Origin of the sequence: Comamonas resistens, from assembly GCF_030064165.1 — a bacterium.
In the GTDB taxonomy this organism is placed as follows: Bacteria; Pseudomonadota; Gammaproteobacteria; order Burkholderiales; family Burkholderiaceae_C; genus Comamonas; species Comamonas resistens.
Window position 1 is genome coordinate 1 of sequence record NZ_CP125947.1, and the last position, 22,997, is coordinate 22,997.

At 59.4% G+C, this 22,997-nt stretch carries 15 protein-coding genes; 6 read left to right on the forward strand and 9 right to left on the reverse strand.

Annotation, left to right across the window (positions count from 1 at the left end; genetic code table 11):
• The 3 genes from dnaA (at position 1) to gyrB (ending at position 5,381) form a co-directional block, all read left to right on the forward strand.
• Complete coding sequence (gene dnaA / locus QMY55_RS00005) at positions 1 to 1,407, forward strand: chromosomal replication initiator protein DnaA (protein WP_283486680.1); 1,407 nt, start codon at positions 1 to 3, stop codon at positions 1,405 to 1,407.
• Between the two features lie 131 nt (positions 1,408 to 1,538).
• On the forward strand, positions 1,539 to 2,660 hold the full coding sequence (gene dnaN / locus QMY55_RS00010; protein ID WP_283486681.1) for a DNA polymerase III subunit beta: 1,122 nt from the start codon (positions 1,539 to 1,541) through the stop codon (positions 2,658 to 2,660).
• Positions 2,661 to 2,810: 150 nt separating this feature from the next.
• Positions 2,811 to 5,381 carry a DNA topoisomerase (ATP-hydrolyzing) subunit B gene (gyrB, locus tag QMY55_RS00015; RefSeq protein ID WP_283486683.1) on the forward strand — a complete coding sequence of 857 codons (2,571 nt, stop codon included), beginning with the start codon at positions 2,811 to 2,813 and terminating at the stop codon, positions 5,379 to 5,381.
• Positions 5,382 to 5,437: 56 nt separating this feature from the next.
• Here the strand turns inward: gyrB and QMY55_RS00020 are convergent, their stop codons facing one another.
• Positions 5,438 to 6,055, reverse strand: coding sequence for a glutathione S-transferase family protein (locus QMY55_RS00020; protein ID WP_283486684.1), 618 nt, complete (start codon positions 6,053 to 6,055; stop codon positions 5,438 to 5,440).
• A gap of 155 nt (positions 6,056 to 6,210) precedes the next feature.
• Between QMY55_RS00020 and QMY55_RS00025 the strand changes: the two genes are divergently transcribed.
• Positions 6,211 to 6,612, forward strand: a complete 402-nt coding sequence (locus QMY55_RS00025; RefSeq protein ID WP_003060002.1) for a YkgJ family cysteine cluster protein — start codon at positions 6,211 to 6,213, stop codon at positions 6,610 to 6,612.
• Positions 6,613 to 6,670: 58 nt separating this feature from the next.
• Here the strand turns inward: QMY55_RS00025 and QMY55_RS00030 are convergent, their stop codons facing one another.
• From QMY55_RS00030 to QMY55_RS00050, 5 genes are all read right to left on the reverse strand, one after another.
• Complete coding sequence (locus QMY55_RS00030) at positions 6,671 to 8,068, reverse strand: sensor histidine kinase (protein WP_283486685.1); 1,398 nt, start codon at positions 8,066 to 8,068, stop codon at positions 6,671 to 6,673.
• Positions 8,068 to 8,772 (reverse strand): response regulator transcription factor, encoded by a 705-nt coding sequence (locus tag QMY55_RS00035; RefSeq protein WP_283486686.1) that lies wholly within the window; start codon positions 8,770 to 8,772, stop codon positions 8,068 to 8,070. The genes QMY55_RS00030 and QMY55_RS00035 overlap by 1 nt, the downstream gene beginning before the upstream one ends.
• A gap of 126 nt (positions 8,773 to 8,898) precedes the next feature.
• Positions 8,899 to 10,071 carry a TolC family protein gene (locus tag QMY55_RS00040; protein WP_283486687.1) on the reverse strand — a complete coding sequence of 391 codons (1,173 nt, stop codon included), beginning with the start codon at positions 10,069 to 10,071 and terminating at the stop codon, positions 8,899 to 8,901.
• A gap of 79 nt (positions 10,072 to 10,150) precedes the next feature.
• Positions 10,151 to 13,264, reverse strand: coding sequence for an efflux RND transporter permease subunit (locus tag QMY55_RS00045; protein ID WP_283486688.1), 3,114 nt, complete (start codon positions 13,262 to 13,264; stop codon positions 10,151 to 10,153).
• A gap of 20 nt (positions 13,265 to 13,284) precedes the next feature.
• Positions 13,285 to 14,448, reverse strand: a complete 1,164-nt coding sequence (locus tag QMY55_RS00050; protein WP_283486690.1) for an efflux RND transporter periplasmic adaptor subunit — start codon at positions 14,446 to 14,448, stop codon at positions 13,285 to 13,287.
• A 1,019-nt stretch (positions 14,449 to 15,467) separates the two neighbouring features.
• On the opposite strand from QMY55_RS00050, the gene dinG reads away from it, so the two are divergent.
• Positions 15,468 to 17,633, forward strand: coding sequence for an ATP-dependent DNA helicase DinG (dinG, locus tag QMY55_RS00055; protein ID WP_283486691.1), 2,166 nt, complete (start codon positions 15,468 to 15,470; stop codon positions 17,631 to 17,633).
• Between the two features lie 1,390 nt (positions 17,634 to 19,023).
• On the opposite strand, the gene QMY55_RS00060 is transcribed toward dinG, so the two are convergent.
• Together QMY55_RS00060 and QMY55_RS00065 are read right to left on the reverse strand one after the other, a co-directional pair.
• Complete coding sequence (locus QMY55_RS00060) at positions 19,024 to 19,584, reverse strand: acyloxyacyl hydrolase (protein ID WP_283486692.1); 561 nt, start codon at positions 19,582 to 19,584, stop codon at positions 19,024 to 19,026.
• A gap of 209 nt (positions 19,585 to 19,793) precedes the next feature.
• On the reverse strand, positions 19,794 to 20,330 hold the full coding sequence (locus tag QMY55_RS00065; RefSeq protein WP_283486693.1) for a Spy/CpxP family protein refolding chaperone: 537 nt from the start codon (positions 20,328 to 20,330) through the stop codon (positions 19,794 to 19,796).
• Between the two features lie 262 nt (positions 20,331 to 20,592).
• Between QMY55_RS00065 and QMY55_RS00070 the strand changes: the two genes are divergently transcribed.
• Positions 20,593 to 21,630 (forward strand): recombination-associated protein RdgC, encoded by a 1,038-nt coding sequence (locus QMY55_RS00070; protein WP_283486694.1) that lies wholly within the window; start codon positions 20,593 to 20,595, stop codon positions 21,628 to 21,630.
• A gap of 152 nt (positions 21,631 to 21,782) precedes the next feature.
• Here QMY55_RS00070 and QMY55_RS00075 read toward each other — a convergent pair whose 3' ends face one another.
• On the reverse strand, positions 21,783 to 22,970 hold the full coding sequence (locus QMY55_RS00075) for an acetyl-CoA C-acyltransferase family protein (protein ID WP_283486695.1): 1,188 nt from the start codon (positions 22,968 to 22,970) through the stop codon (positions 21,783 to 21,785).
• Positions 22,971 to 22,997: the final 27 nt, after the last annotated feature.

Genomic DNA, 22,997 nt, shown 5'->3' on the forward strand with positions numbered 1-22,997 from the left:
ATGACAGAGGAACCTACCAACGATGCAGGCCAGGCCCTGTGGCAAGTCTGTGTTGAGCAACTGGGTCAGGAGCTGCCAGAGCAGCAATTCAATACCTGGATCAAGCCGCTGACGGCAACAGTTGCAGAAGATTTTTCCAAGGTCACCATCTACGTGGCCAACCGCTTCAAACTGGACTGGATTCGCGCCCAGTATGCGGGCCGTATCTCGGCCATGCTGGAGTCGCTCTACGGCCAGCCAGTCACTCTTGAGTTAGCGCTTGCTCAGCGTGAAAGCGTTGTACGTACTTATGTACGTCCTCCATCTTCCGTTCAAACCAGTGCACCCGAGACCATGAATGTCTCCGTGCCCACGGTCAGCAATGAAGAGGCCAGTGCACCGGTTTTCCGCACCCGTCTGAACCCGGCTCTGACCTTCGAAACCCTGGTCGAAGGTACGGCCAACCGCATGGCGCGCTCTGCCGCCATGCATGTGGCGGGCTCTCCCGGCCACCTCTACAACCCGCTGTTCATCTACGGCGGTGTCGGCCTCGGTAAGACTCACCTGGTGCATGCTGTGGGTAACCAGCTGCTCAAGGACAAGCCCGACGCCAAGATTCTCTACATCCACGCCGAGCAGTTCGTCTCGGATGTGGTCAAGGCCTACCAGCGCCGCACCTTCGACGAGTTCAAGGAACGCTACCACTCGCTCGATCTGCTGCTGATCGACGATGTGCAGTTCTTCGCCAACAAGGACCGCACCCAGGAAGAGTTCTTCAACGCCTTCGAAGCCCTGCTGGCCAAGAAGAGCCATATCGTGATGACGTCCGACACCTACCCCAAGGGTCTGGCCAATATTCACGAACGTCTGGTATCACGCTTTGATTCTGGCCTTACTGTCGCCATCGAGCCTCCAGAACTCGAGATGCGCGTCGCCATTCTGATCAACAAGGCCCGTGCCGAGAACGCCGACATGCCCGAGGAAGTGGCCTTCTTCGTGGCCAAGAACGTGCGCTCCAACGTGCGTGAACTCGAAGGCGCGCTGCGCAAGATCCTGGCCTATTCGCGCTTCAACCAGAAGGAAGTCTCGATCCAGCTGGCCCGCGAGGCCCTGCGTGATCTGCTCAGTATTCAAAACCGCCAGATTTCTGTGGAAAACATCCAGAAAACGGTGGCTGATTATTACAAGATCAAGGTCGCCGACATGTACAGCAAGAAGCGCCCGGCCAGCATTGCCCGCCCGCGCCAGATTGCCATGTATCTGGCCAAGGAGCTGACGCAAAAAAGCCTGCCAGAAATCGGCGAGCTGTTCGGCGGCCGCGACCACACCACGGTGCTGCACGCGGTACGCAAGATCGCAGGCGAGCGCCAGACCAATACCGAGTTGAACCAGCAGCTGCATGTGCTGGAACAAACGCTCAAGGGTTGATGAAAACTCCCCCATGAATGTCACTCACACAGGGCAAAATGGGGAATTCACGCGGCATGAGGGAGCATCCGCCCCACCCTGCGGATGCCGCCGCGTCAAAACAAATGCGCACTTAAATCACTGAGGTTGACATGATCGTCCTGAAAGCCACACAAGACAAAGTTCTAGCGGTCCTGCAATCAGTGGCCGGCATTGTCGAGCGCCGCCACACCTTGCCCATCCTGGCCAATGTGCTGATCAAGAAGACAGGCAATGCGCTGCAGCTGACCACCAGCGACCTGGAAATCCAGATCCGCACCACGGCCGAGCTGGGCGGCGACACGGGAGACTTCACCACCACCATCGGTGCCCGCAAGCTGATCGACATCCTGAAGACCATGCCCGGCGACCAGACCGTGAGCCTGGAGACCCAGCAAGCCAAGATGATTCTCAAGGGTGGCAAGAGCCGCTTCACGCTGCAGACCCTGCCAGCCGAGGACTTCCCCCTGGTGCAGGAGTCGGCCGCCTTCGGCCCCGCGTTCAGCGTGCCCCAGAAGGTGCTCAAGGACCTGCTGGGCCAGGTTTCTTTCTCCATGGCCGTACAGGACATCCGCTATTACCTGAACGGCATTCTGTTTGTCGCCGAAGGCAAGCAGCTGTCGCTGGTGGCCACCGACGGCCACCGTCTGGCCTGGGCCAGCGCCACGCTGGATGTGGAAGTGCCCATCAAGCAGGAAGTGATCCTGCCGCGCAAGACCGTGCTGGAGCTGCAACGCCTGCTGTCCGACGCCAGCGGCGAGAACCAGCCCGTCATCGAGATGCAGTTCGCCAACAACCAGGCCAAGTTCACCTTTGGCGGCATGGAGTTCGTGACCAAGCTGGTCGAGGGCAAGTTCCCCGACTACAACCGTGTGATTCCCAAGAACCACACCAACAGCGTGACCCTGGGCCGCGCCCCGCTGCTGGCTTCGCTGCAGCGCACGGCCATCATGACCAGCGACAAGTTCAAAGGCGTGCGCCTGTCGGTCGAGCCCGGCACCTTGCGCGTGGCGTCCAACAACGCCGAGCAGGAAGAGGCCATGGACGAGCTGGACATCGACTACGGTGGCGACACCATCGAGATCGGCTTCAACGTCACCTACCTGATCGACGTGCTCTCCAACATGAACCAGGACATGGTCAAGATCGACCTGCAGGACGGCAACAGCTCGGCACTGATCACCATCCCCGAGATCGACAGCTTCAAGTACGTCGTGATGCCCATGCGCATCTGAACGCCACCCAGCTCAAAGCCAGCCCTTCTATTGCCTGAAAAACATGAGCAGCTACCGCTTGTCATTCATGCTTTTCAGGCAAGTATCCATTTGAAAGTTATGCCAGTCAGGCGCCAACCGCTTCTGACTTGGTAGCAGCAAGGTAATTTCATGACCGAAGAGAACAAGCCAGACACCCAGAGCGCCGCAGCAGATGCAGGCGGCTATGGCGAAGGCGCAATCCAGATCCTGGAAGGCCTGGAGGCCGTGCGCAAGCGCCCGGGCATGTACATCGGCGATACCTCCGACGGCACCGGTCTGCACCACCTGGTTTTCGAAGTCGTGGACAACTCCATCGACGAAGCGCTGGCCGGCTACTGCGACGACATTCTGGTCACCATCCACGCCGACGGCTCGCTGTCCGTGATCGACAACGGCCGTGGCATTCCCACGCGCGTGAAGATGGACGACAAGCATGAGCCCAAGCGCTCGGCTGCCGAAATCGCACTGACCGAACTGCACGCCGGCGGCAAGTTCAATCAGAACAGCTACAAGGTCTCGGGCGGTCTGCACGGCGTGGGCGTGTCCTGCGTGAACGCGCTGTCCATCTGGCTCAAGCTCACTGTCAGCCGCGATGGCCAGCGCTACGAGATCGACTTTTCGCGCGGCCATGTGCAAAACCGCCTGATCGAGGTCGTGGACGGCTTTGAAGTCTCGCCCATGCGCGTGGTCGGTGCCAGCGACAAGCGCGGCACCAAGGTGCACTTTCTGCCCGACCAGGAAATCTTCAAGGAAAACTTCGAGTTCCGCTACGAGATCCTGGCCAAGCGCCTGCGCGAGCTCTCCTTCCTGAACAACGGCGTGCGCATCCGCCTCAAGGACGAACGTGACGGCAAGGAAGACGACTTCTCGGGCGCCGGCGGCGTCAAGGGCTTTGTGCAGTTCATCAACGGCACCAAGAAGGTGCTGCACCCCACCACCTTCCACGCCAACGGCTCGCGCCCTGCGGAAACCTATGGCGGCATTCCCGGCACCGAGATCGGTGTCGAAGTGGCCATGCAGTGGAACGACAGCTATGCCGAGCAGGTGCTGTGCTTCACCAACAACATTCCCCAGCGTGACGGTGGCACCCACCTGACCGGTCTGCGTGCGGCCATGACCCGCGTGATCGGCAAGTACATCGCCGACAACGAACTGGCCAAGAAGGCCAAGGTCGAAGTCTCGGGCGACGACATGCGCGAAGGCCTGTGCGCCGTGCTGTCCGTCAAGGTGCCCGAGCCCAAGTTTTCCAGCCAGACCAAGGACAAGCTGGTCAGCTCGGAAGTGCGTGCGCCCGTGGAAGACATCGTGGCCAAGAGCCTGACCGACTTCCTCGAAGAGAACCCGAACGACGCCAAGATCCTCTGCGGCAAGATCATCGAGGCGGCCCGCGCCCGTGAAGCCGCGCGAAAAGCACGAGAGATGACCCGCAGAAAGGGTGTTCTCGACGGCATGGGCCTGCCCGGCAAACTGGCCGACTGCCAGGAAAAAGACCCTGCGCTGTGCGAAATCTACATCGTCGAGGGTGACTCCGCCGGTGGCTCCGCCAAACAGGGCCGCGACCGCAAGTTCCAGGCCATCCTGCCGCTGCGTGGCAAGATCCTGAACGTGGAAAAAGCCCGCTACGAAAAGCTGCTGTCCAGCCAGGAAATCATCACCCTGATCACGGCCCTGGGCACCGGCATCGGCAAGGTCAGCGAAGACTCGGGCAAGAGCAGCAGCGACGACTACAACCCCGACAAGCTGCGCTACCACCGCATCATCATCATGACCGACGCGGACGTGGACGGCGCCCACATCCGCACCCTGCTGCTGACCTTCTTCTACCGCCAGATGCCCGATCTGGTCGAGCGCGGCCATATCTACATCGCCCAGCCGCCGCTGTACAAGGTCAAGAACGGCAAGGAAGAGCTCTACCTCAAGGACGGCCCGGCCCTCAACAAATACCTGCTCAAGATCGCGCTGAACCACGCCAGTGTGAACACCGGCGGCGCCAATGCACGCACCGTCGAAGGCGAAGAGCTGGCCAGGCTGGCCGACATGCATCTGGCCGCCGAAACCGTCATTGAACGCCTGTCCAACTTCATGGACGCCGAGGCCCTGCGCGCCATCGCCGATGGCGTGCAGATCAAGCTCGACACCATCGAAGAAGCCCAGTCCTGCGCCCCCATCCTGGAAGCCAAGCTGCGCGAACTCTCTGCCACCGGCGTGCCCGCCGAAGTCACGGCCGAAATCGACCCCAACAGCGAGCACCCCATCCTGCGCATCAGCCGTCATCACCACGGCAATATCAAGAGCTCCATCCTCACGCAGGAATTTGTGCGCAGCCATGACTACGCTGCCCTGTCCGACGAGGCACAGAACTTCGTCGGCCTGCTGGGCGAAGGCGCCAAGGTCACGCGCGGCGAAGGCGAAAAGGCCAAGACCGAGAAGGTCGGCGACTTCCGCCAGGCCATGACCTGGCTGATCAGCGAAGCCGAACGCACCACGGGCCGCCAGCGCTACAAGGGTCTGGGCGAAATGAACCCCGAGCAGCTGTGGGAAACCACCATGGACCCCAATGTCCGCAGCCTGCTGCAGGTCAAGATCGGCGACGCCATCGAGGCCGACCGCGTCTTCACCATGCTCATGGGCGACGAGGTCGAACCGCGCCGCAACTTCATCGAAGACAATGCGCTGCGAGCGGGGAATATCGACGTTTGATTTTTGCCCTGGTTGCAAAAAACCAAATAAAAAAGGCCAGCTTGCGCTGGCCTTTTTTATTGCAGCCTCTGCACCGAGTCCCTGGCCTTCACTCGCTCGAAATGGGCTGCCACGCGCGGAAACTCGGTGATGTCCACGCCGTCGCCCTTGAGCCAGCCGGCGACGGTGTACAGATAACCGTCTGCCACGGTGAATTGCTCGCCCATCACCCAGGTCTTGTCGCCCAGGTAATGCTCTTCGATCATGGCGAAACATTCGCGCATGTTCTGGGGCACCTTGGCGCGCATGGCGGCCTGGGCGGCCTCGTCGTCTGCCCAGCGCGAGGCACGCGGACGGTGGGCGTGGGCGATGTGCGCGGTCGAGGCCAGATAGGCATTGAACTCCTGCATCTGCGCCAGCGCAAAAGGGTCGTTCAGCGGCGCCAGCCTTGCCTGCGGATGGGTCTGTGCCACGTACAGCAGCAGCGCGGGAGTCTCGGTCAGCACGCCGCGTTCCGTGGCCAGCGCGGGCACTCGGCCCTTGGGGTTGATGCGCAGGTATTCGGGGCTGCGCTGCTCGTTGTCGGCAAAGCTCAGCGCCTTGAGCGTGAACTGGGCATTCGCCTCATAAAGCGCAATCAGTACGGCCTGCGCGCAGGTGCCAGCTGCGTAGTAAAGCGTGGGTTGGCTTGCCAAAATCGTTCTCCCGTGGAGGTGATATGCCTGTGCAGTGTAGGCTGCTGCGCAGCCCGCTCAATCCCATGAACCGGGTCTGCTCATAGCCATAGCGCAAGGCAGACATCGACATCTCGTGGCAGCATCGCGCTTCTCCCAGAAGTGCCCCACCCGAAATGAAATCCTCCATCCGCATTGTTGACGTCGACCGCCTGGAAACCTGGAGCAAGTACAAGGCCGGCATGTGTGACAGCTGTGCGGCCAATTGCTGCACCATGCCGCTGGAGGTACGCCTGCCGGATCTGGTGCGCCTGGAACTGGTGGACCCGTTCGAGGTCGAAAACATCGAGCCCAAGCTGATCGCCAGGCGGCTGCTGAAGATGCGCCTGATTGACCACTTCAACCCCAAGCACGAGATCTTCACCATGGCCCGCCGTGCAGGTGGTGACTGCAATTTTCTGGACAAGAACACGCGCCGCTGCACGGTCTATGAGAAGCGCCCGGAAACCTGCAGATTGCATCCCAAGAAGGGCCCCAAGCCGGGGTTCTGTGCCTACGGCAACAAGGCGCTTTCCTGAGCCTTGATGCTGCGTAAAGGTACTGGGTGCAGCAGGTTCCCGAAGCAACTGCCGCTTCTCAGACCTTGGCAATGGATGGCAGCCAGATGCGGGCGATCAGACCGGGATTTGCATTCTGGAAACTGAGCTTTCCACCGTGCAATTGCACGATGGCCAGCACGCTTGCCAGACCCAGGCCATAGCCTTGCCGATCGGACTCGGCACGGTAAAAACGCGTGGTCATTTTTTCCAGCGTTTGCGCATCGGCCCCCGGTCCCTGATCCTGCACGGTGATCTGTACGCCCCAGGCGCTTTCAGGACCGCTTTCCTGAGCGGCTTTGGCAGTCAGCAGCACCTCACCCGCAGTCTCCGGCTTGACAGATGCTCCGTATTTAATAGCATTATCGACAAGATTGGCAACGGCGCTGGCGATCAGATCTCCATCACCAAAGGCCTGCACGCCAGGCCGCACATCGAGCTTGAGCGCACCTCCGGCGTCTTCGATCAAGGGCTCATAAAAGTCCACCACATCGACCAGCAGAGCCTGCAGATCCACGGGCGCAAAGCTCTTGCGGCTGGCCCCGCTTTCGACTTCTGCAATCTGTAGAAGCTTCTCGAAAACCACGCCCAGTTCGGCTACTTCTTCGGCCACCAGCGCCAACGTGGCAGACTGCATTTCCGGGCTGGCCTGCTGCGCATTGCGCAGGCGCAGAAGAATGCGCGTCAGCGGCGTTCTGAGGTTGTGCGCAATGCTGTTGGAGACATGGCGTATGCCTTCCATCAGCTGCTCCAGCCGATCCAGCATCGTATTGATGTCGCGGTTGAGCAGCGTGAACTCATCGTTGCGCAGATCGACCGGAATGCGCTGGCGCAGATCACCGGCGGCCACGCGCGACATGGTGATGCGAATGGCCGAGGCACGCTCATCAACCACGCGGCGAAACACCATGGCACCGATGATGGCCATCATGCAGGCCGCAATCGCCGCCATGAGGCTGGCACGGCCAAAAAGCTCTTCCATGTCGCGCTGCAGCTGCATATCGCTGCCGGCAGCCAGCAGGTTTCCGTTGGGCATTTCAGCCACTGCCACACGCCCGATGACGAGGCGTCCGTTGCGCTTGACGGTCAGCTCGCGCACGCCCATGGTGGTGAGCTTGCGTGCCGGAAACACTTCGGCATTGCTCACGATGGGTTCCCCATCGGGGTCCATGAGAATGAGGATTTCCGTGTCGGTGTTCACACCGTCACGGATGGTCTGCAGGATTTCGCTTTCCAGCGCACCGGGGCCGTACTTGGCCGAATGCTCCATCAGCCTGCGCAAGTGGTTTTCGGCCTGCTTGTCCAGTCGTACACGCACCACGCCAACCGTCTGCACATAGAAAACCGCCAGCACGATGGTCATGGTCAGCGCCATGATGGCGCCATAGCTCAGACCCAGCCGGAAAGCCAATGAACTCCAGGGACGGGAGGCCGACATCAGGCGACCTCGGGCAGGTCTTGCGGGCGATCCGAGAGGCTGTAACCCACACCACGCACGGTATGAATCAGGGGTGCGGGAAAGCCTTTGTCCACCTTGCTGCGCAGGCGGCTGATGTGCACATCGATGACATTGGTCTGAGGATCGAAGCGGTAGTCCCAGACGGACTCCAGCAGCATGGTGCGCGTGACAATCTGATGGGCATGCTGCATGAGAAAAGCCAGCAGACGAAACTCGCGCGGCTGCAGTGCCAGGGGCTGGCCTGCACGTTCGGCACTGCGCGACATGAGGTTCACGCGCAGGTCCGCCACGCGCATTTCCCGCGTGGGTGCAGGGATCTGCGCGCGGCGCACCAGCGCCTCCAGCCGCGCGGCCAATTCGGAAAACGCAAAAGGCTTGGTCAGATAGTCATCGCAGCCGGCCTTGAGCCCGCGCACTCTTTCATCTGTAGCAGACAGCGCACTGAGCACAAGCACTGGCGTCTGTTTTCCCATGGATCGGAGTGTCTGCAGAATCTGCAACCCGTCAAAGCCATTGGGCAACATGCGGTCCAGGATGATGACGTCCCAGTTTTCGCCCACGGCCTGCGCAATGCCTTGCACGCCGTCGCCACAGACACTGACATGCGCACCCTGCTGCCTCAGCCCTTCAGCGATGTAACGCGCGTTGAGCGCATCGTCTTCGATGATGAGGTAGCGGTACATGCTGTGTCTGTCTCTGGCCGTTGGGGGAAAGACACTATAAGCCGTTGCATCCTCGCCTGCAGGCATGGGCAAGATGGCAGCAGAAGATGGAGATTGTGGAAGCTGAGCCATCTTCTGCCGCTCCCCTCAGGGTTGTATCTGGGGCAGATCGCCGCTGGCCAGGCGCACTTCCCATTCGGCGTCAAGCATGTCCTTGACCAGCTCCAGATGCTCCAGACGGTGCTCGGTGATCGATCCCAGCGCATCGATCAGCTCCAGAATCGTGCCCTTGCCCAGCTTGTAGGCGTCCTGGGCCATCTGGTGCAACGGCGCGATCTGGGCCAGACCTTCCTTTTCGTAGTCGCGTACTGCCGTGCGGCGCAACTGCAACTGCTGCAGCGATCGCTGCAGCTCGGACTGTGCTGCCAGCACAGCGGCATCGCGGCGCAGCTCGGCCTGATCGGCCTCGACCTTGGCGCGGTCTATGGCACCCTGGCGACGATCGAACAGCGGAATTTCCACATTCACGCCAACCTGGTTGAAGCTGCCGTCAACGCTGTTGCGAATGCGCGCGACGCCAAAGGTCGGTGTGGGCAGCGCCTCGCGCTGCTCCAGCTTGATCTTCTGACGTGCACGGTCCAGTTCGGCCTGCGCGGCGCGCAGCACCGGCAGGCGGGTCTGCGCCGTTTCCCACAGCGGGCCATAGGCCGGTGCGTGGCGCAGATCCGAAGCCTGCAGGCTTCCATCCACCCTCACCTGCCATTGCGGCATAGCCGCAATGCTGGCCACGCGGGAAGCCGCATCCTTGAGTGCGGCCTGGGCCTTGCTGACCTGCATGGACATCTGGGCCTGCTGCAGGTTCAGGCGTGCACCGTCGTAGCGGCTACGTGTTCCTGCTTCTATCTGACCCTTGACGATATACCCAGCCTTGTTCAGCTCGTCCTGCGCACCCTGCCAGACCTTGTAGCGCTGCTGGGCCACCAGCAATTCGTTGAAGGCATGGGCCGCATCGCTCATGGTGACGGCAACGGCGACATCGGCATTGGCCACGGCCGCCTTCTCGCCCAGCTTGGCGTTTTCCATGCGCATGCCGCGCTGACCAAAGATGGGAATGGGCTGCTCCACGCCCCACTCTTTCTCTCCGCGCTTGCTGCTGTAGTGCGCAGCAGGATTGGGGAAAGCCGATGCAGTCCTGCTATCGGCCTTGGCCAACGCAGTCTGCATGCGCTCTGCGGCCAGGGCGGGCTGGTTTTGCACGACCAGACGCAGGTACTCCTGCAAGGTCACGGGCGCCACAGGCGCTGCTAGGGGGCTTGTCACCGCCTCTGCGCCAGATGCCAGATCTGCCGCATTTACTGCACCGCAGCACAAGGCTGCAGCGACTGCCAGAAAGTGCCATTTACTCATCTTGCGCGCTCTCATCCAACTCTTCGCGGGTCAACATCGTCTTCGGCCCCAGCAAGGCATACAGCACGGGCAGCAACACCAGCGCCACCAGTGGCAGCACGACCATGCCGCCCACAATGACCGAGGCGAACGGACGCTGTGTTTCACTACCCACACCGGTGGACAGTGCCATGGGCAGCAGGCCCAGCAGCGCCAGCAAAGCCACCAGGATGATGGAGCGCATGCGCTCTGCCGTGCCGGCTATCAGGGCCTGCATCACAGGCATGCCCTGACGGCGCAATTCCTCGACGGCAGAGATCACCAGCAAGCCTGCCAGCGCCACCTGACCCAGCAGCGCAATAAAGCCGATGGCCGCACTGATGGACAACTCGATGCGCGCCAGATGCAGGGCAGCAATGCCGCCCACCATGGCAAACGGCGCGCACAGCAGGATGATGCCGGCGCTACGGGCCTGGCCCAGCGCACCGAACAACAGCGCATAGACAATGACCAGCGACAGCGGCACCACCACCTTCAGGCGCGCGGCAGCGCGCTGCTGGTTTTCCCACTCGCCGCCCCAGACCGCCTGATAGCCCTCTGGCAGCTTTACATTCTTCTTGAAGGTGGCCAGCGTGTCTTTGACGACGGAGCCAATGTCGCGCCCTTCCACGTTGAACTTCAGCGCCATATAGCGTGCATTGCCTTCACGGAAGATGGAAGAGTTGCCCACCTTCATGCTGACCGTGCCCACCGAATGCAAAGGGACCGATCCGCCATCGGGCAGAGGTATGGCGATATTGCGAATGCGTTCCTCGTCCATGCGGTCCACATAAGGCAGCCGCACCCGCACGGGAACGGGGTATTGCCCCTCCCACAGCGTGGTGGCTACATTGCCTGCCAGGGCCACTTCCAGGGTCTTTTGCGCGTCCTCCATGGCAATCCCCTGGCGCGCCAGGGCCTGGCGGTCGAACTCCACATGCACCTGGGGAGCAGGCGCATCACGGTACAGGTCCAGATCGACCACGCCATTGATGTCTTTCACCAGTCCCTTGGTCTGCAGAAGAATGCCGCGCAGCGTGGGAATATCGGGGCCGAACAGCTTGAGCACAACCTGACCACGCGCACCGGAGGTGGACTCTTCCACGCTGTCGCGAATGGGCTGCGCGAAGTTGAATGCCACACCAGGAATCTCACCCAGCGTTGCACGCATTTCCTCGATCAAGGCCGGCTTGTCCAGCCCCTTGCGCCATTCACCATGAGGCTTGAGGCGCACCAGCACCTTGGCCAGATTGAGAGTCTCGTTGTCGGTTCCCGATTCGGGCCGACCCTGCTCCGTAGTGACGGTGATGACTTCAGGAAAGACCTTCAAACGCAAACGCACATCGCGCAGCACTTCCTGGCCTTTTTCCAGCGAGATCGAGGCCGGCATCTGCACCAGCACATAGGCATCGCCTTCATCGAGCTCGGGCAGGAATTCCGTGCCCAGCCATTTGGCGGAAACGCCTGCGACCACCAGCACGGCAGCAAAGACCGCGATCACCGCGAAGCGCTTTCGACCCGCGCCCAGCACGCCGGTGATCCAGTGCTGGTAGCCATGCTCCGCGCGTTCGAAGACCTTGGGCTCCTCCACCATCACATGCCTGGGCTTGAGGAACAGCGCGCACAGCGCAGGCACCAGGGCCATGGCAAAGACCAGAGCACCCAGCAAGGCAAAGCTATAGGTCATGGCCAGCGGACGGAAGATGCGCCCTTCGATGCTTTGCAGCGAGAACACAGGGATCAGCGCGGCAATCACGATCGCCATGGCAAACAGCGTGGGCTTGGCCACGGCCACGGCCGAATCCACGATGATGTGGCGCATGTCATTGGCCGTCTGTGGCCTGCGCTGGCGTGCATTGCGGATGATGTTCTCGGCCAGCACCACAGCGCCATCCACCATGATGCCGAAGTCGATGGCGCCCATGGAGATCAGATTGGCAGGCATGCCCAGCCAGTGCAGACCGATGAAGGCCACCAGCAGCGACAAGGGAATCACCGTGGCAACGATCAACGAGCCTCGCAGGCTGCGCAGGAACAGCCACAGCACCGCCACGATCAGCGTGGCACCAAACAGCAGATTGTGCTGCACGGTCTTGAGCGTATGACCGACCAGATCCGAGCGGTCATAGTTGGTAACCATGTGCATGCCTTCGGGCAGGCCACCGCCGTTGAGCTCTTCCACCTTGGCGTGGATATCGTCGAGCACTACCGATGGGTTGGCGCCGCGCTTGAGCAGCACAATGCCTTGCACCACATCATCCTGGTCATCCATGCCCACCGAACCCTGGCGCGGTGTATGCGACTGCGACACACGGGCCACGTCACCGATGGTGACGGGCGCCTTGCCACGCATGGCGACCACGACGTCCTGAATCTCCTGCGGCGTGCGCAGCAGACCGATACCGCGAATGATGAAAGACTGTTCTCCACGGCGCATCAGACCACCGCCCACATTGCGGTTGGACTTGGACAGCGCATCGCTCACATCATCCAGCGACAGTCCCAGGCTGTAGAGCTTTTCGGGATCCACTTCGACATGGAATTCCTTGACGAAACCGCCGATGCTCACCACATCGGCCACGCCCTGTACCTGCTTGAGCACACGCACCACATGCCATTCCTGCTCGGTACGCAACTGGGCCAGGGTGTGCCTGTCGCTTTGCAGTCGGTAATAGAAAATCTTTCCCAGCGGGGTGTAGTCAGGTGCCATCTCCGGCGTCATGCCGGCGGGCAGATCGGCCTGCGGCAAACGCTGAGAAACCTCGGCACGTGCCGTGAAACTGTTGGCATCGTCATTGAAGACGAGGTTGATCATGGACAGCCCGAAATAGCTTTCGGAACGCAGTGATATCAACCCAGGTGTACCGTTGAGCTCGCGCTCCAGCGGCTGGGTGATCTGACGTTCGACCTCTTCGGGGGCCAGGCCCGGGGCCTGGGTAATCACACCCACCTGCACATTGGTCACATCGGGGTAGGCCTCGATGGCAGTCTGCAGATAGGAATACACGCCGTACAGCGCGATCGCCAGCGTGGCGCAGACGGCCAGCAGGCGTCGGTGCACCACAAACGAAATGAATGAACGCAGCATGCTTGAAGCTCCTGCCGCGGTTACAGCAACTGGCTGGCTGCGCCGTCGAGCAGCAGACCACCACGCACCACAATCTTCTCGCCGACCTTGAGTCCATCAATCACCGGCACCATGCCGCGCGTGGGACGCCCCAGCGTCACCGTACGGGCCTCGAACTGATGGTTGTCATGCTGAACATAGACGACGCTGCGGCTTTCATCCTTGATAAGCACTGCCGTCACGGGAATCAGCATCTGTTGCTGGTTGGACAGCTGCACGCCCACCTTGGCTTGCATGCCGGGGCGCAGTGCAGGGTTCTGTTCGCTGAGCTCCACCACCACGGAAGCACGGCGAGACTCCTTGTCCAGTGTTGCCCCCAGATAGCGCACTTTGCCGGTGAGCGGCTGTGGAAGCTGAGGCACATTGACCTGAACAGAGCTGCCCAGACGAATGCCGGGCAGGTCGGATTCAAAGACCTCGGCCACCACATTCATGGCCTGTGGATCGCCGATCATGAACAGGGCCGATGAGGGCTCTACCGAGTCCCCCACCACGGCCTTGCGTTCCGCCACGATGCCCGCTCGCGGCGCACGCAACTCGATGCGATCACCGCCACCGGAGCCCAGCAATGCAGCCGTGCCCTGTGCGCGGGACAATTCCTGCGAGGTCTCGCGCAGCTTGGCCTGGGCCGCGCGCAGATCCACTTCCACGCCCACTCCCTTGTCCACCATGTTCTGCTGACGCTGGGCCTCCACCACGGCCACGTCATGGGCCGTCTTGGCGGCTGCCACTTCGTAACGGGTGCGCAATGCATCGGGGCTGACCAGGGTGGCCAGAACATCACCGGCCTTGACCATATCGCCCACATGCGCCGTCACGGACTGTACGCGCGCTGCGACAGGCACGGATACCGACGCCACACGGTCCTCGACAAAAGCGACATGTGCGGGAGCCCAGGCCATCTGCAAGCCCTGGGGATCGGCCACCGGTGCGATCTCCAGCATCTTGACGGATTCCGGTTTGACCTGAATGAAGCCCTTGGGCAATTGCGCCGCCTGCTTCTGAGGCTCAGACGTGGCATTGGAAGCATCGCAGCCAGACACCAGCACGGCAGTCCCCAGCAACAGCGCCACAGCAGACAACCTGCTTGCATTCCACATCGACAGGCTTTGCGCTCCCGGCCGCCCGACAAGGCATTTATTCATCGTTCACCCTCTTGATCCGTTGCCTGAAGACCAGGAGCAAGACAACACCCCCCAGTTTCAGCGATGGCACACATGCTAGGAACGGGGCAGACGCGCGTGGGTGACGCCGACATTACGGTTTGGTAAGGGCTGCAGAAGACCAGACAAGGAGCAGAGCAAACCTGTCTCGGCAAAGAAACGCCGCATTCGTTGAGTTTTGCACCTCAAATCCTCTCCGAATGCATATTTTTTAAGCACTTCTGTTTCAGACCGTATTTTTGCTTAAAAAACAGGCATTTTTCATGTATTTTTTCATACATGAGTACAGAAAGCATCTTCAATTTTGCCCTTATCGAAGATTCGCAGGGATCTCTCAACCCACCAAGAAATTTGGCTTCTATCCCCAATTCTCTTTGAATAAAAGCTATTAAAAATATAGCATTCAAAGAATCCACAATGTGGACAGATTTCACTCTCAAGTGCAGGACAGGCAGAAAAAGCAGCTTTTGAGCAACCCTCGGTACCGAACTACCGACTTATGGAAAAGTCCAGCCCTTCAGCCTGCGTTTCAAGACAACACCATATCTGTGGATAAATCCAATGCTTGAGAGCACTCCAGAGTCAACTTCTTGAAGAACAACCTTACCCACAGCGCTTGAAAACTCATCACAACAAGCTCATTCATAAGATTCCAAGAATCTATAAAATCTTTCTTATTCATAATTATTTAACAAACATATCAACAGACATTGATACAGACTTATCTCCAGAATATACACAACACAGACAACACTCCAATCTGTGGATAAGTTTCTTGAGAACTATGATTTCATTCATCCACAACTACAATGGACAAGCCCCATACAAGTAGTGGAAAAGTTCTACGCTATGCATTCAAAAAACGATGCTGTAGAACATACAGATCCCATGATTTGTAGCCTGTATTGCGTAAGAAATATCATCTTATTTAATACATATCACTGTACGAATATTTATAAAACGCCAAAGCACAGCGTCTTTGCGTCTCGAAAAACGCTGAAATGCATGAAAAAAAGTGGGCTGAAGAAGCCCTGAATTCCTTTGATGCCGTCGTTGGAGCCATGTCCGGATTTCGCAGCCGTGATGGACAGCGAAAAATGGCGGCTCAAGTCGCGCAAACGCTGAGCCAGGCCCAGCTCGGAAAATTCGATGAAGATGATCCCGAGCCTCGCAAAGCCATCGCCGTGGTCCAGGCCGGAACCGGAGTCGGAAAATCGCTGGCATACAGCATCCCGGCCATCCGTATGGCGCTGTCGCGTGGTACGCGCGTGCTGATCTCCACGGCGACAGTGGCCCTGCAGGAACAGCTGGTGAACAAGGATTTGCCGGCATTGGCCCAAAAACTGGATCAGCCGTTCAAGTTCGCACTGGCCAAGGGGCGTGGCCGCTTTGTCTGCAAGCTCAAGCTGGAGCGGCTGGCGAGCACTGGTGAAATTCAGGATGAGATGGAAGACGACCTGTTTGGCGAAGAACAGGCACAGGCGCGCGCCAGCCGCCCGCAGCACGAGCTTCAGGCGCGCATGCAGTTCTACAAGTCCATGGCCGATGCCCTGGCGACCGAGGCCTGGAACGGCGATCGCGACTCATTGGAAACACCACCCGAGCCCGAAGCCTGGAGCCCTGTGGCGGCCGAGTCCTCTTCCTGCACGGGCAAGCACTGCCCGGCATTCGGCAACTGCGTCTATTACGAGCGCCGCAAGGATCTGGTAGCCGCGCAAGTCATTGTCGCCAATCATGATTTGCTGCTTTCCTCGCTGGGCTCCAAGCTGCTGCCGGAGCTGGACAACTGCCTGCTGGTGCTCGATGAAGCCCATCACCTGCCCTCTACTGCCCTGGACCAGTTCGCGGGCGAGATGGATCTGAGCCGACTGACCTGGATCGACAAGCTGGCCAGCCGTGCCCTGCGCGTGAATCAGGTGGCCGAGGTCGAGGAACTGGCCGATGTGCCCAAGCATGCAAGCCAGCTGCGCCAGCAGATGCAGGAGCTGGCCAGACTGGTCATGGAGCACTACGGAGAGGCCCTCAAATCGCAAAAAGACAGCTATGGGCCCGCCAGGGTCAGAGCCCCCCGTGGCGAGCTGCCAGAGGCACTTCTGGAGCCTCTGAGCCAGATTGCACACCACGCCGATGGCTTTCTGGATGCGCTGCGCGCGGTATCCAAGGCCCTGCGGGCCGAGATCAAGGACAAGCCCGAGGAAGCGAGCCGTCTTTCCACCATTTATGCGCAGGTGGGCGCACTGGCACCGCGCCTGGAAGCCATCTTCAACACCACGCAGCTGCTGTTGCAGCACAGCAGCGACGACGGCGAGACCAGAGCCATTCCTCACGCCAAGTGGTTCACGCTGGAAACGGACGGCGAGTTCATCGTCGTCAAAGCCCATGCCAGCCCCATACAGCCTGGATCCACGCTGCGTCAGCACCTGTGGTCACAGGTGCGCGGGGCCGTGCTGACCTCGGCCACCCTGACCAGCTGCGGGCATTTCGACTTCTTTTTGCGCGAGTCCGGCCTGGCAGGTGACGCCAGCGTCACCACACTGGAGGTTCCAAGCCCCTTTGACTATGCCCGTCAGGGCAAGCTGGTGGCCCGGGAGACGGTCGCAGACCCTCGCGAAGCCGCACGCTTTACCGAGGAGATGGTCGAGGCCCTGCTCAACGACCTGAGCCGCGTGCAGGCCGGAGCGCTGGTGCTGTTCACCTCACGCGAGCAAATGCGTCAGGCCGTGGATGCCTTGTCCACCAGCATGCGCAACCAGGTGCTGGTGCAGACCGCCCTGCCCCGCCAGACCCTGCTGGCCCGGCACCGTGACAATGTGGAAATGGGCGAGCCTTCCATCATCTTCGGCATGCAGTCCTTTGGCGAAGGTCTGGATCTGCCCGGAGCGTTATGTGAATCGCTGTTCATCACCAAGCTGCCTTTTGCCCCGCCCGATGACCCGGTAGGCGAAGCCCGTGCTGAATGGCTGCGCAGCAGTGGCCGCAATCCGTTCAACGAATTGGTTGTTCCAGCCACTGCCATTCGCCTGGCGCAGTGGGTGGGGCGAGCCATCCGCACCGAAGAGGATCAGGCCCATGTCTACTGCTATGACAAGCGCCTGACCGGCACCAGCTATGGCCAGCAACTGATCAAGGGCCTGCCCCCCTTCACACTGCAGCGCAGACCCATCTGAAAGGGCTCCAGCGAGCCTCAAACGGCTTCCGGCCCCCCAGGCCTTCACACGCGGTCTTCAGCTCTCAAAACCCTGTTGCGTCTCTTTTTGAGAAGCACAGGGCTTTTGTAATTTTTCTAACACTCAGCGCCAACCTCATCCGCAGCAATGAGGGTGGCAGCCATCACCCCTTTCCTCGTGGACAAGGAACTGCCGTGCACCGATGAACATCGCGCCGATGCTGTGAGTAAAGCCATGCATCCATCGCTGCACTTCCCAAATACAGCAGGCATCAGCAAACAGCCGAACGATGCACCGAGCGCAACTGCATGAAGTCCGCGCTCAAAAATCCAATGAAAACAATGACCTGTGACCATTGAATTTTTTTGAATGAATATGGGGATGCAGTCATCGCACCCACTTCCGCTGGCATCAACCTTGTTTACCCCCAGCTGTTCATAACATCCTGTGGATAACAACGAATGCACAAGTACTCCGATAGCCGTTTATCCCCAAGTCGGTCTCAATGAGGGAGCGCATCTTACGCCAAATTTTCTGTCTCAGGCGATTCAATTTCGACAAAGCCATTTTTTGTGATCAATTTCCCATTTACAGAGGGATTGAGGCATCTGGATTGCTCTGTGCAGCCTCTGGCTTCTCGGCGGGGAAGGATCTTCTCTTCAGTTGTTCATTAGAAGTTTTATAAAAATATAGTCGTAGTAGTAAGAATCGGCATCTTCTGTGGATAACTTAACAAATATCCAATAGATCAAGCATCTTGGGCATTCATAAATCTGGAGACAAGTCACTGCTGCTGCTGTCTCTCAGGTATGAACAACTTGATCTTCTCTCTAAGTTCTGTGGATAACATGAAAATTCATACATCGTTTTCCACAATTTAGCTATGTCTCATATAAAGAATGAATTTCTCTTGAAATCATTGATTTATATTGACTGTTAGCTACTTTTTTTATAGTGAATAACTTTGCTTTGAGGAATCCATCACATGCAATTGGGTTCATGTGATCTTTTTAAAAAATGTTCGGCATGAAGTTGTCGGACATTTTTTTTGTCCAACACGTCCATGTATGCTGTGCAAACTTTCCTGCAGTTGTTGTTTCTAGTCTTATATTTTTAATTAGTGATAGTAGTAAGTAACCCACTTAATTGTTGATAAGTATAAAAATATATTAAAAATCAATGACTTAAAGTTTGTTTAAGTCTGTGCCTCAGACATGGCCCCTGCTGTCCTTGTTTTGGGAACAACTTTTTGCTAGCCTCCATGTCTGTGGAAAACCAAGAAATTGAAGATTTTTTATCACCATGTTTATGCACAGGGGGCTGTGAGATGGCCTTGGCCGTCAAAAAGCCACCCGAAGGTGGCTTGGTCTTGTGTGGCTGATCGGCTGTGTCAGAAGTGGCGCGCGTAGCGAATCTGCAGAAAGTTCTCGCCAGGATTGGGGTGTTTGATGCCTGCGTTCGAGTGGTGCTCCAGGCGCAGGCTGATTTCGCTCTTGAGTTGTTCACCAAACAGATAGCCAACTCCGATGTGGGTGGCGAAGTTGTACCGGGTCGAAAAGTCTTTCTGATCGGTCAGATAGCGATGATTGACGGCATAGCTGACACCCAGGCCGGCTTCTGCAAACCAGGGGGACTGACCCTGGTCGGCACGCCAGCGCAAAGTGGGTTTCGCGCCGATGACCCAGGTCGAACGGCTGCCGCCCTGGTAATCGCCTGACCATTGCCCACCCCAGATATCCCAATATCCGGTGACCAGGCCTGAACCCAGGGAGTAGTTCCAGTTTTTCCAGGGTAGGGTGACGCCAAGCGCCCAGCTGTTCGCGCTGTGTTTGGCCTGCCCATACTGAAGATAGATGGCATTGTTTTGCACAGCCTGTGCAAAGGTATTGCCGCCCAGCAGGCTGCCAAGCACGGCAGTGGCGCAATAGCTGGAGATTTGCAATAGATTCATATCTAAATGCCTCGAATTGCGTGCATCTGGCCGGTTGGCAGCAAGCCGGATTTGCGCGACTGATGTTGAGAGCAGCTGTGGATATGACCGTAAGTTCTTGTGCGCAATTTGCCTGTCGGCCAATAGGTGAGGATGAAGTCAGCCAATCCGCTCAGGCGCAAAAAAGCCCCCTGACTTTCATCAGGGGGCTTGAGGTTCTCAGCAGGTGTTTACTGGGCGGCGGGGGCTGCTGCATCCTGGCCTGGGCGTGCGCCGTGGTGTTTGCCATGACCCTTGTGCATGCGCATTGCGGCACTGTCAAAGGTTTTTTGTTGGTCGGCGTTCAGCTGGGCATAGAAGGCCTTGGTGGCTTCGCCACGGCGATCCATTTCGGCACTGCGCTTGGCGCGGAGCTCGCGCATCTTGTCGATACGTTGAGGTGTGGTGAGCTTGGCAAAGGCTTCACGGTCGCCGGGGGCAGGGCGCTCACCGGGCTTCATGGCCTCGATATAGGTCGTCCATGCACCTTCCTGGGCTGGGGTCAGCTTCAGCTCGGCCTTGAGCTTTTCCAGGCGCTGCTTCATGTGTTCCATGCGATCACCGCGCTTGTCACCACGCTGGTGCTTGTGGTGGTCGGCAGCGGCCTGGGTGGCTACAGCCTTGTCGGCAGGCGCTGCCGCGGTCTGTGCAAAGCTGGGCATGCTCAGCGAGGCCAGCAGGGCGGTAGCAACAGCAGCACCAGTGAGGGTTTGGCGAAAGCGGGTCATGTCAGTTTCCTTTTCAACAGAAGTGCAAGAAGTGGCCGCTCGGTCTTGCTCCACAAGGGCATTCGGCAGCGGATGACTGAAGTGTGGCGGCCTCATGTTTCTGCGACGTGAGGTTTTGCAGCCGCTCTGTAAAGTATTGAGAAGTTTGAGTGCTGCCAGCTGCGCAACAATGCATGCATGGGACTGTTTCAGCAGTCGTTTTTTGCCGTGAGATCCTGCTGCTGGATCATCACGATGATTGAAGGTTCAACAAGGGTTTTTGATGTTCAAGAACATGATTGTTTATCGCATTGCCGAGAGCTGGCAGGGCGATCTGCAGGTGCTGGAAGAGGCGCTGCAAAAAACGGTGTTTGCCGAGTGTGGTGCAACGCAGGAGCGTTCCGTGGGCTGGGTGCCTCCGCGTGGCGAACAGCATGGCCCGCTGGCCGAATCCGTGGCCGGCCAATGGGTGATGCGCTTCATGAGCGAGTCCAAGATGCTGCCGGCCAGCGTGCTCAACCGCAAGGTCAATGAAAAGGCCGAGCACATCGAAAAAACCGAGGGCCGCAAGCCTGGCAAGAAAGAGAAGAAAGAGCTCAAGGACGAGGCCAAGCTGGACCTGCTGCCCATGGCCTTCACCAAGCAGGGCAGCATGTGGGTCTGGATCGACCCGCAGGCCCGCACCCTGGTGCTCGATACCAGCGCGCAAGGCCGTGCCGATGAAATCGTGAGCCTGCTGGTGGAAGGTCTGCCAGGCTTTGCGCTGGCTCTGGTGGATACGCAGACCAGCCCGCAGGCGGCCATGGCCCACTGGCTGATGACGCAGGAGCCGCCTGCAGGTTTTTCGATTGACCGTGAGTGCGAATTGAAGGCTGCCGACGAGTCCAAGGCCGTGGTGCGCTACGCCCGTCATCCGCTCGATATCGATGAGGTGCGCCAGCACATCGAGCACGGCAAGATGCCCACCAAGCTGGCCATGACCTGGGACGATCGCGTGAGCTTTGTGCTGACCGAAGGTCTGCAGATCAAGAAGATTGCGCTGCTGGATGCGGTGATGGACGGTCAGTCGCAAGACGACGGTGGCTTCGACACCGATGTGGCCATTGCCACGGGCGAACTCTCGCGCCTGATTCCCGATCTGATCGAGGCCCTGGGCGGGGAAGGGCGCACAGGTCTGGGCGATGGTCTGCCGGCATCCCTGCAGGCGGCTCCCGCAGCACAAACCCTGCCAGTGCGGCTGGCTCAGGGGCGCGGCCAAGGCACGGTGACAGGGCCTGCCGTGGCGCCTGCAGATACTGCGCCGGAGGAAGCGCCGTTCTGATGCTATGAATGGAGTAGCTGTTATCGCTGGATACACATGAATTTCAATATTCTTTGATATTGAAAACATGGCTGGACATGCGTAAGCAGCTATCAAAAAAAGGCCTGCCAGATCACTCCGGCAGGCCTTTTGCTTTGCGGATTCAAAGCCGCTTACACGCGCTCGAAGATCGCGGCAATGCCCTGGCCACCACCGATGCACATGGTCACCAGCGCGTAGCGACCGCCCGTGCGCTGCAGCTCGTAGATGGCCTTGGTGGTGATGATGGCGCCCGTAGCCCCAACAGGGTGGCCCAGCGAGATGCCCGAGCCGTTGGGGTTGACCTTGGCCGGGTCCAGGCCCAGCTCCTGGATCACGGCGCAGGCCTGGGCGGCAAAGGCTTCGTTGGCTTCGATCACGTCCATGTCGGCGATAGTCAGGCCGGTGCGCGCCAGCACTTTTTGTGTGGCGGGGACCGGGCCTATGCCCATGTAGGCGGGGTCGACACCGGCGTGGGCGTAGCCGACCAGGCGGGCCAGGGGTTTGGCGCCCGAGGATTTCAGGGCTTGCTCGCTCATCATCAGCACGGCGCCTGCACCGTCGTTGATGCCCGAGGCATTGCCGGCGGTGACGGTGCCGCCTTCCTTCTTGAAGGCGGGCTTCATGCCGGCCAGGGTGTCCAGCGTGGTGGCGGCGCGCACATGTTCGTCGGTGTCGAAGACCACCGTGCCCTTGCGCGTGGCGATTTCCACGGGGACGATCTGTTCCCTGAAGCGGCCGGCTGCTATGGCGGCAGCTGCGCGCTGCTGGCTGATGACGGCCAGCTCGTCCTGCATGGTGCGGCTGATCTGGTAGCGTTCGGCCACGTTTTCAGCGGTGATGCCCATGTGCATTTTTTGCCAGGGGTCATGCAGGATGCCCAGCATGTAGTCGATGCTCTTGGCATCGCCCATGCGCACGCCCCAGCGGGCCGCCTGGTCGAAGTAGGGGCCACGGCTCATGGATTCGGAGCCGGCGCCGATGGCCACTTCGCAGTCGCCCAGCGCGATGGCCTGGGCCGCGGAGACGATGGCCTGCAGGCCCGAGCCGCACAGGCGGTTGACGTTGAAGGCCGGGGTTTCGATGGGGCAGCCGGCATCGACGGCGGCCACGCGGGACAGGTAGGCATCGCGCGTGTCGGTGGGGATGACATTGCCCATGACCACATGGCCGACCAGATCGGCGGCAATGCCTGCGCGCTCAATAGCGGCCTTGACCACGGTGGTGGCCAGCTGGGTGTTGGGGACGTCCTTGAGGCTGCCGCCGAAGGTGCCGATGGCCGTGCGCGCTGCGCTGACGACGAAGATGTCTCGGGTGCTCATGCTGTTGTGTCTCCTCCATTGCGATGG

What these genes read in the sequence shown, in the direction of transcription:
- QMY55_RS00065 (WP_283486693.1), bottom strand. Translation starts at nt 20,330, where the DNA reads ATGACCCGCTTTCGCCAAACCCTCACTGGTGCTGCTGTTGCTACCGCC.
- QMY55_RS00045 (WP_283486688.1), bottom strand. Translation starts at nt 13,264, where the DNA reads ATGCTGCGTTCATTCATTTCGTTTGTGGTGCACCGACGCCTGCTGGCC.
- QMY55_RS00050 (WP_283486690.1), bottom strand. Translation starts at nt 14,448, where the DNA reads ATGAATAAATGCCTTGTCGGGCGGCCGGGAGCGCAAAGCCTGTCGATG.
- QMY55_RS00070 (WP_283486694.1), top strand. Translation starts at nt 20,593, where the DNA reads ATGTTCAAGAACATGATTGTTTATCGCATTGCCGAGAGCTGGCAGGGC.
- QMY55_RS00025 (WP_003060002.1), top strand. Translation starts at nt 6,211, where the DNA reads ATGAAATCCTCCATCCGCATTGTTGACGTCGACCGCCTGGAAACCTGG.
- QMY55_RS00035 (WP_283486686.1), bottom strand. Translation starts at nt 8,772, where the DNA reads ATGTACCGCTACCTCATCATCGAAGACGATGCGCTCAACGCGCGTTAC.
- dinG (WP_283486691.1), top strand. Translation starts at nt 15,468, where the DNA reads ATGCATGAAAAAAAGTGGGCTGAAGAAGCCCTGAATTCCTTTGATGCC.
- QMY55_RS00060 (WP_283486692.1), bottom strand. Translation starts at nt 19,584, where the DNA reads ATGAATCTATTGCAAATCTCCAGCTATTGCGCCACTGCCGTGCTTGGC.
- gyrB (WP_283486683.1), top strand. Translation starts at nt 2,811, where the DNA reads ATGACCGAAGAGAACAAGCCAGACACCCAGAGCGCCGCAGCAGATGCA.
- dnaA (WP_283486680.1), top strand. Translation starts at nt 1, where the DNA reads ATGACAGAGGAACCTACCAACGATGCAGGCCAGGCCCTGTGGCAAGTC.
- QMY55_RS00030 (WP_283486685.1), bottom strand. Translation starts at nt 8,068, where the DNA reads ATGTCGGCCTCCCGTCCCTGGAGTTCATTGGCTTTCCGGCTGGGTCTG.
- dnaN (WP_283486681.1), top strand. Translation starts at nt 1,539, where the DNA reads ATGATCGTCCTGAAAGCCACACAAGACAAAGTTCTAGCGGTCCTGCAA.
- QMY55_RS00075 (WP_283486695.1), bottom strand. Translation starts at nt 22,970, where the DNA reads ATGAGCACCCGAGACATCTTCGTCGTCAGCGCAGCGCGCACGGCCATC.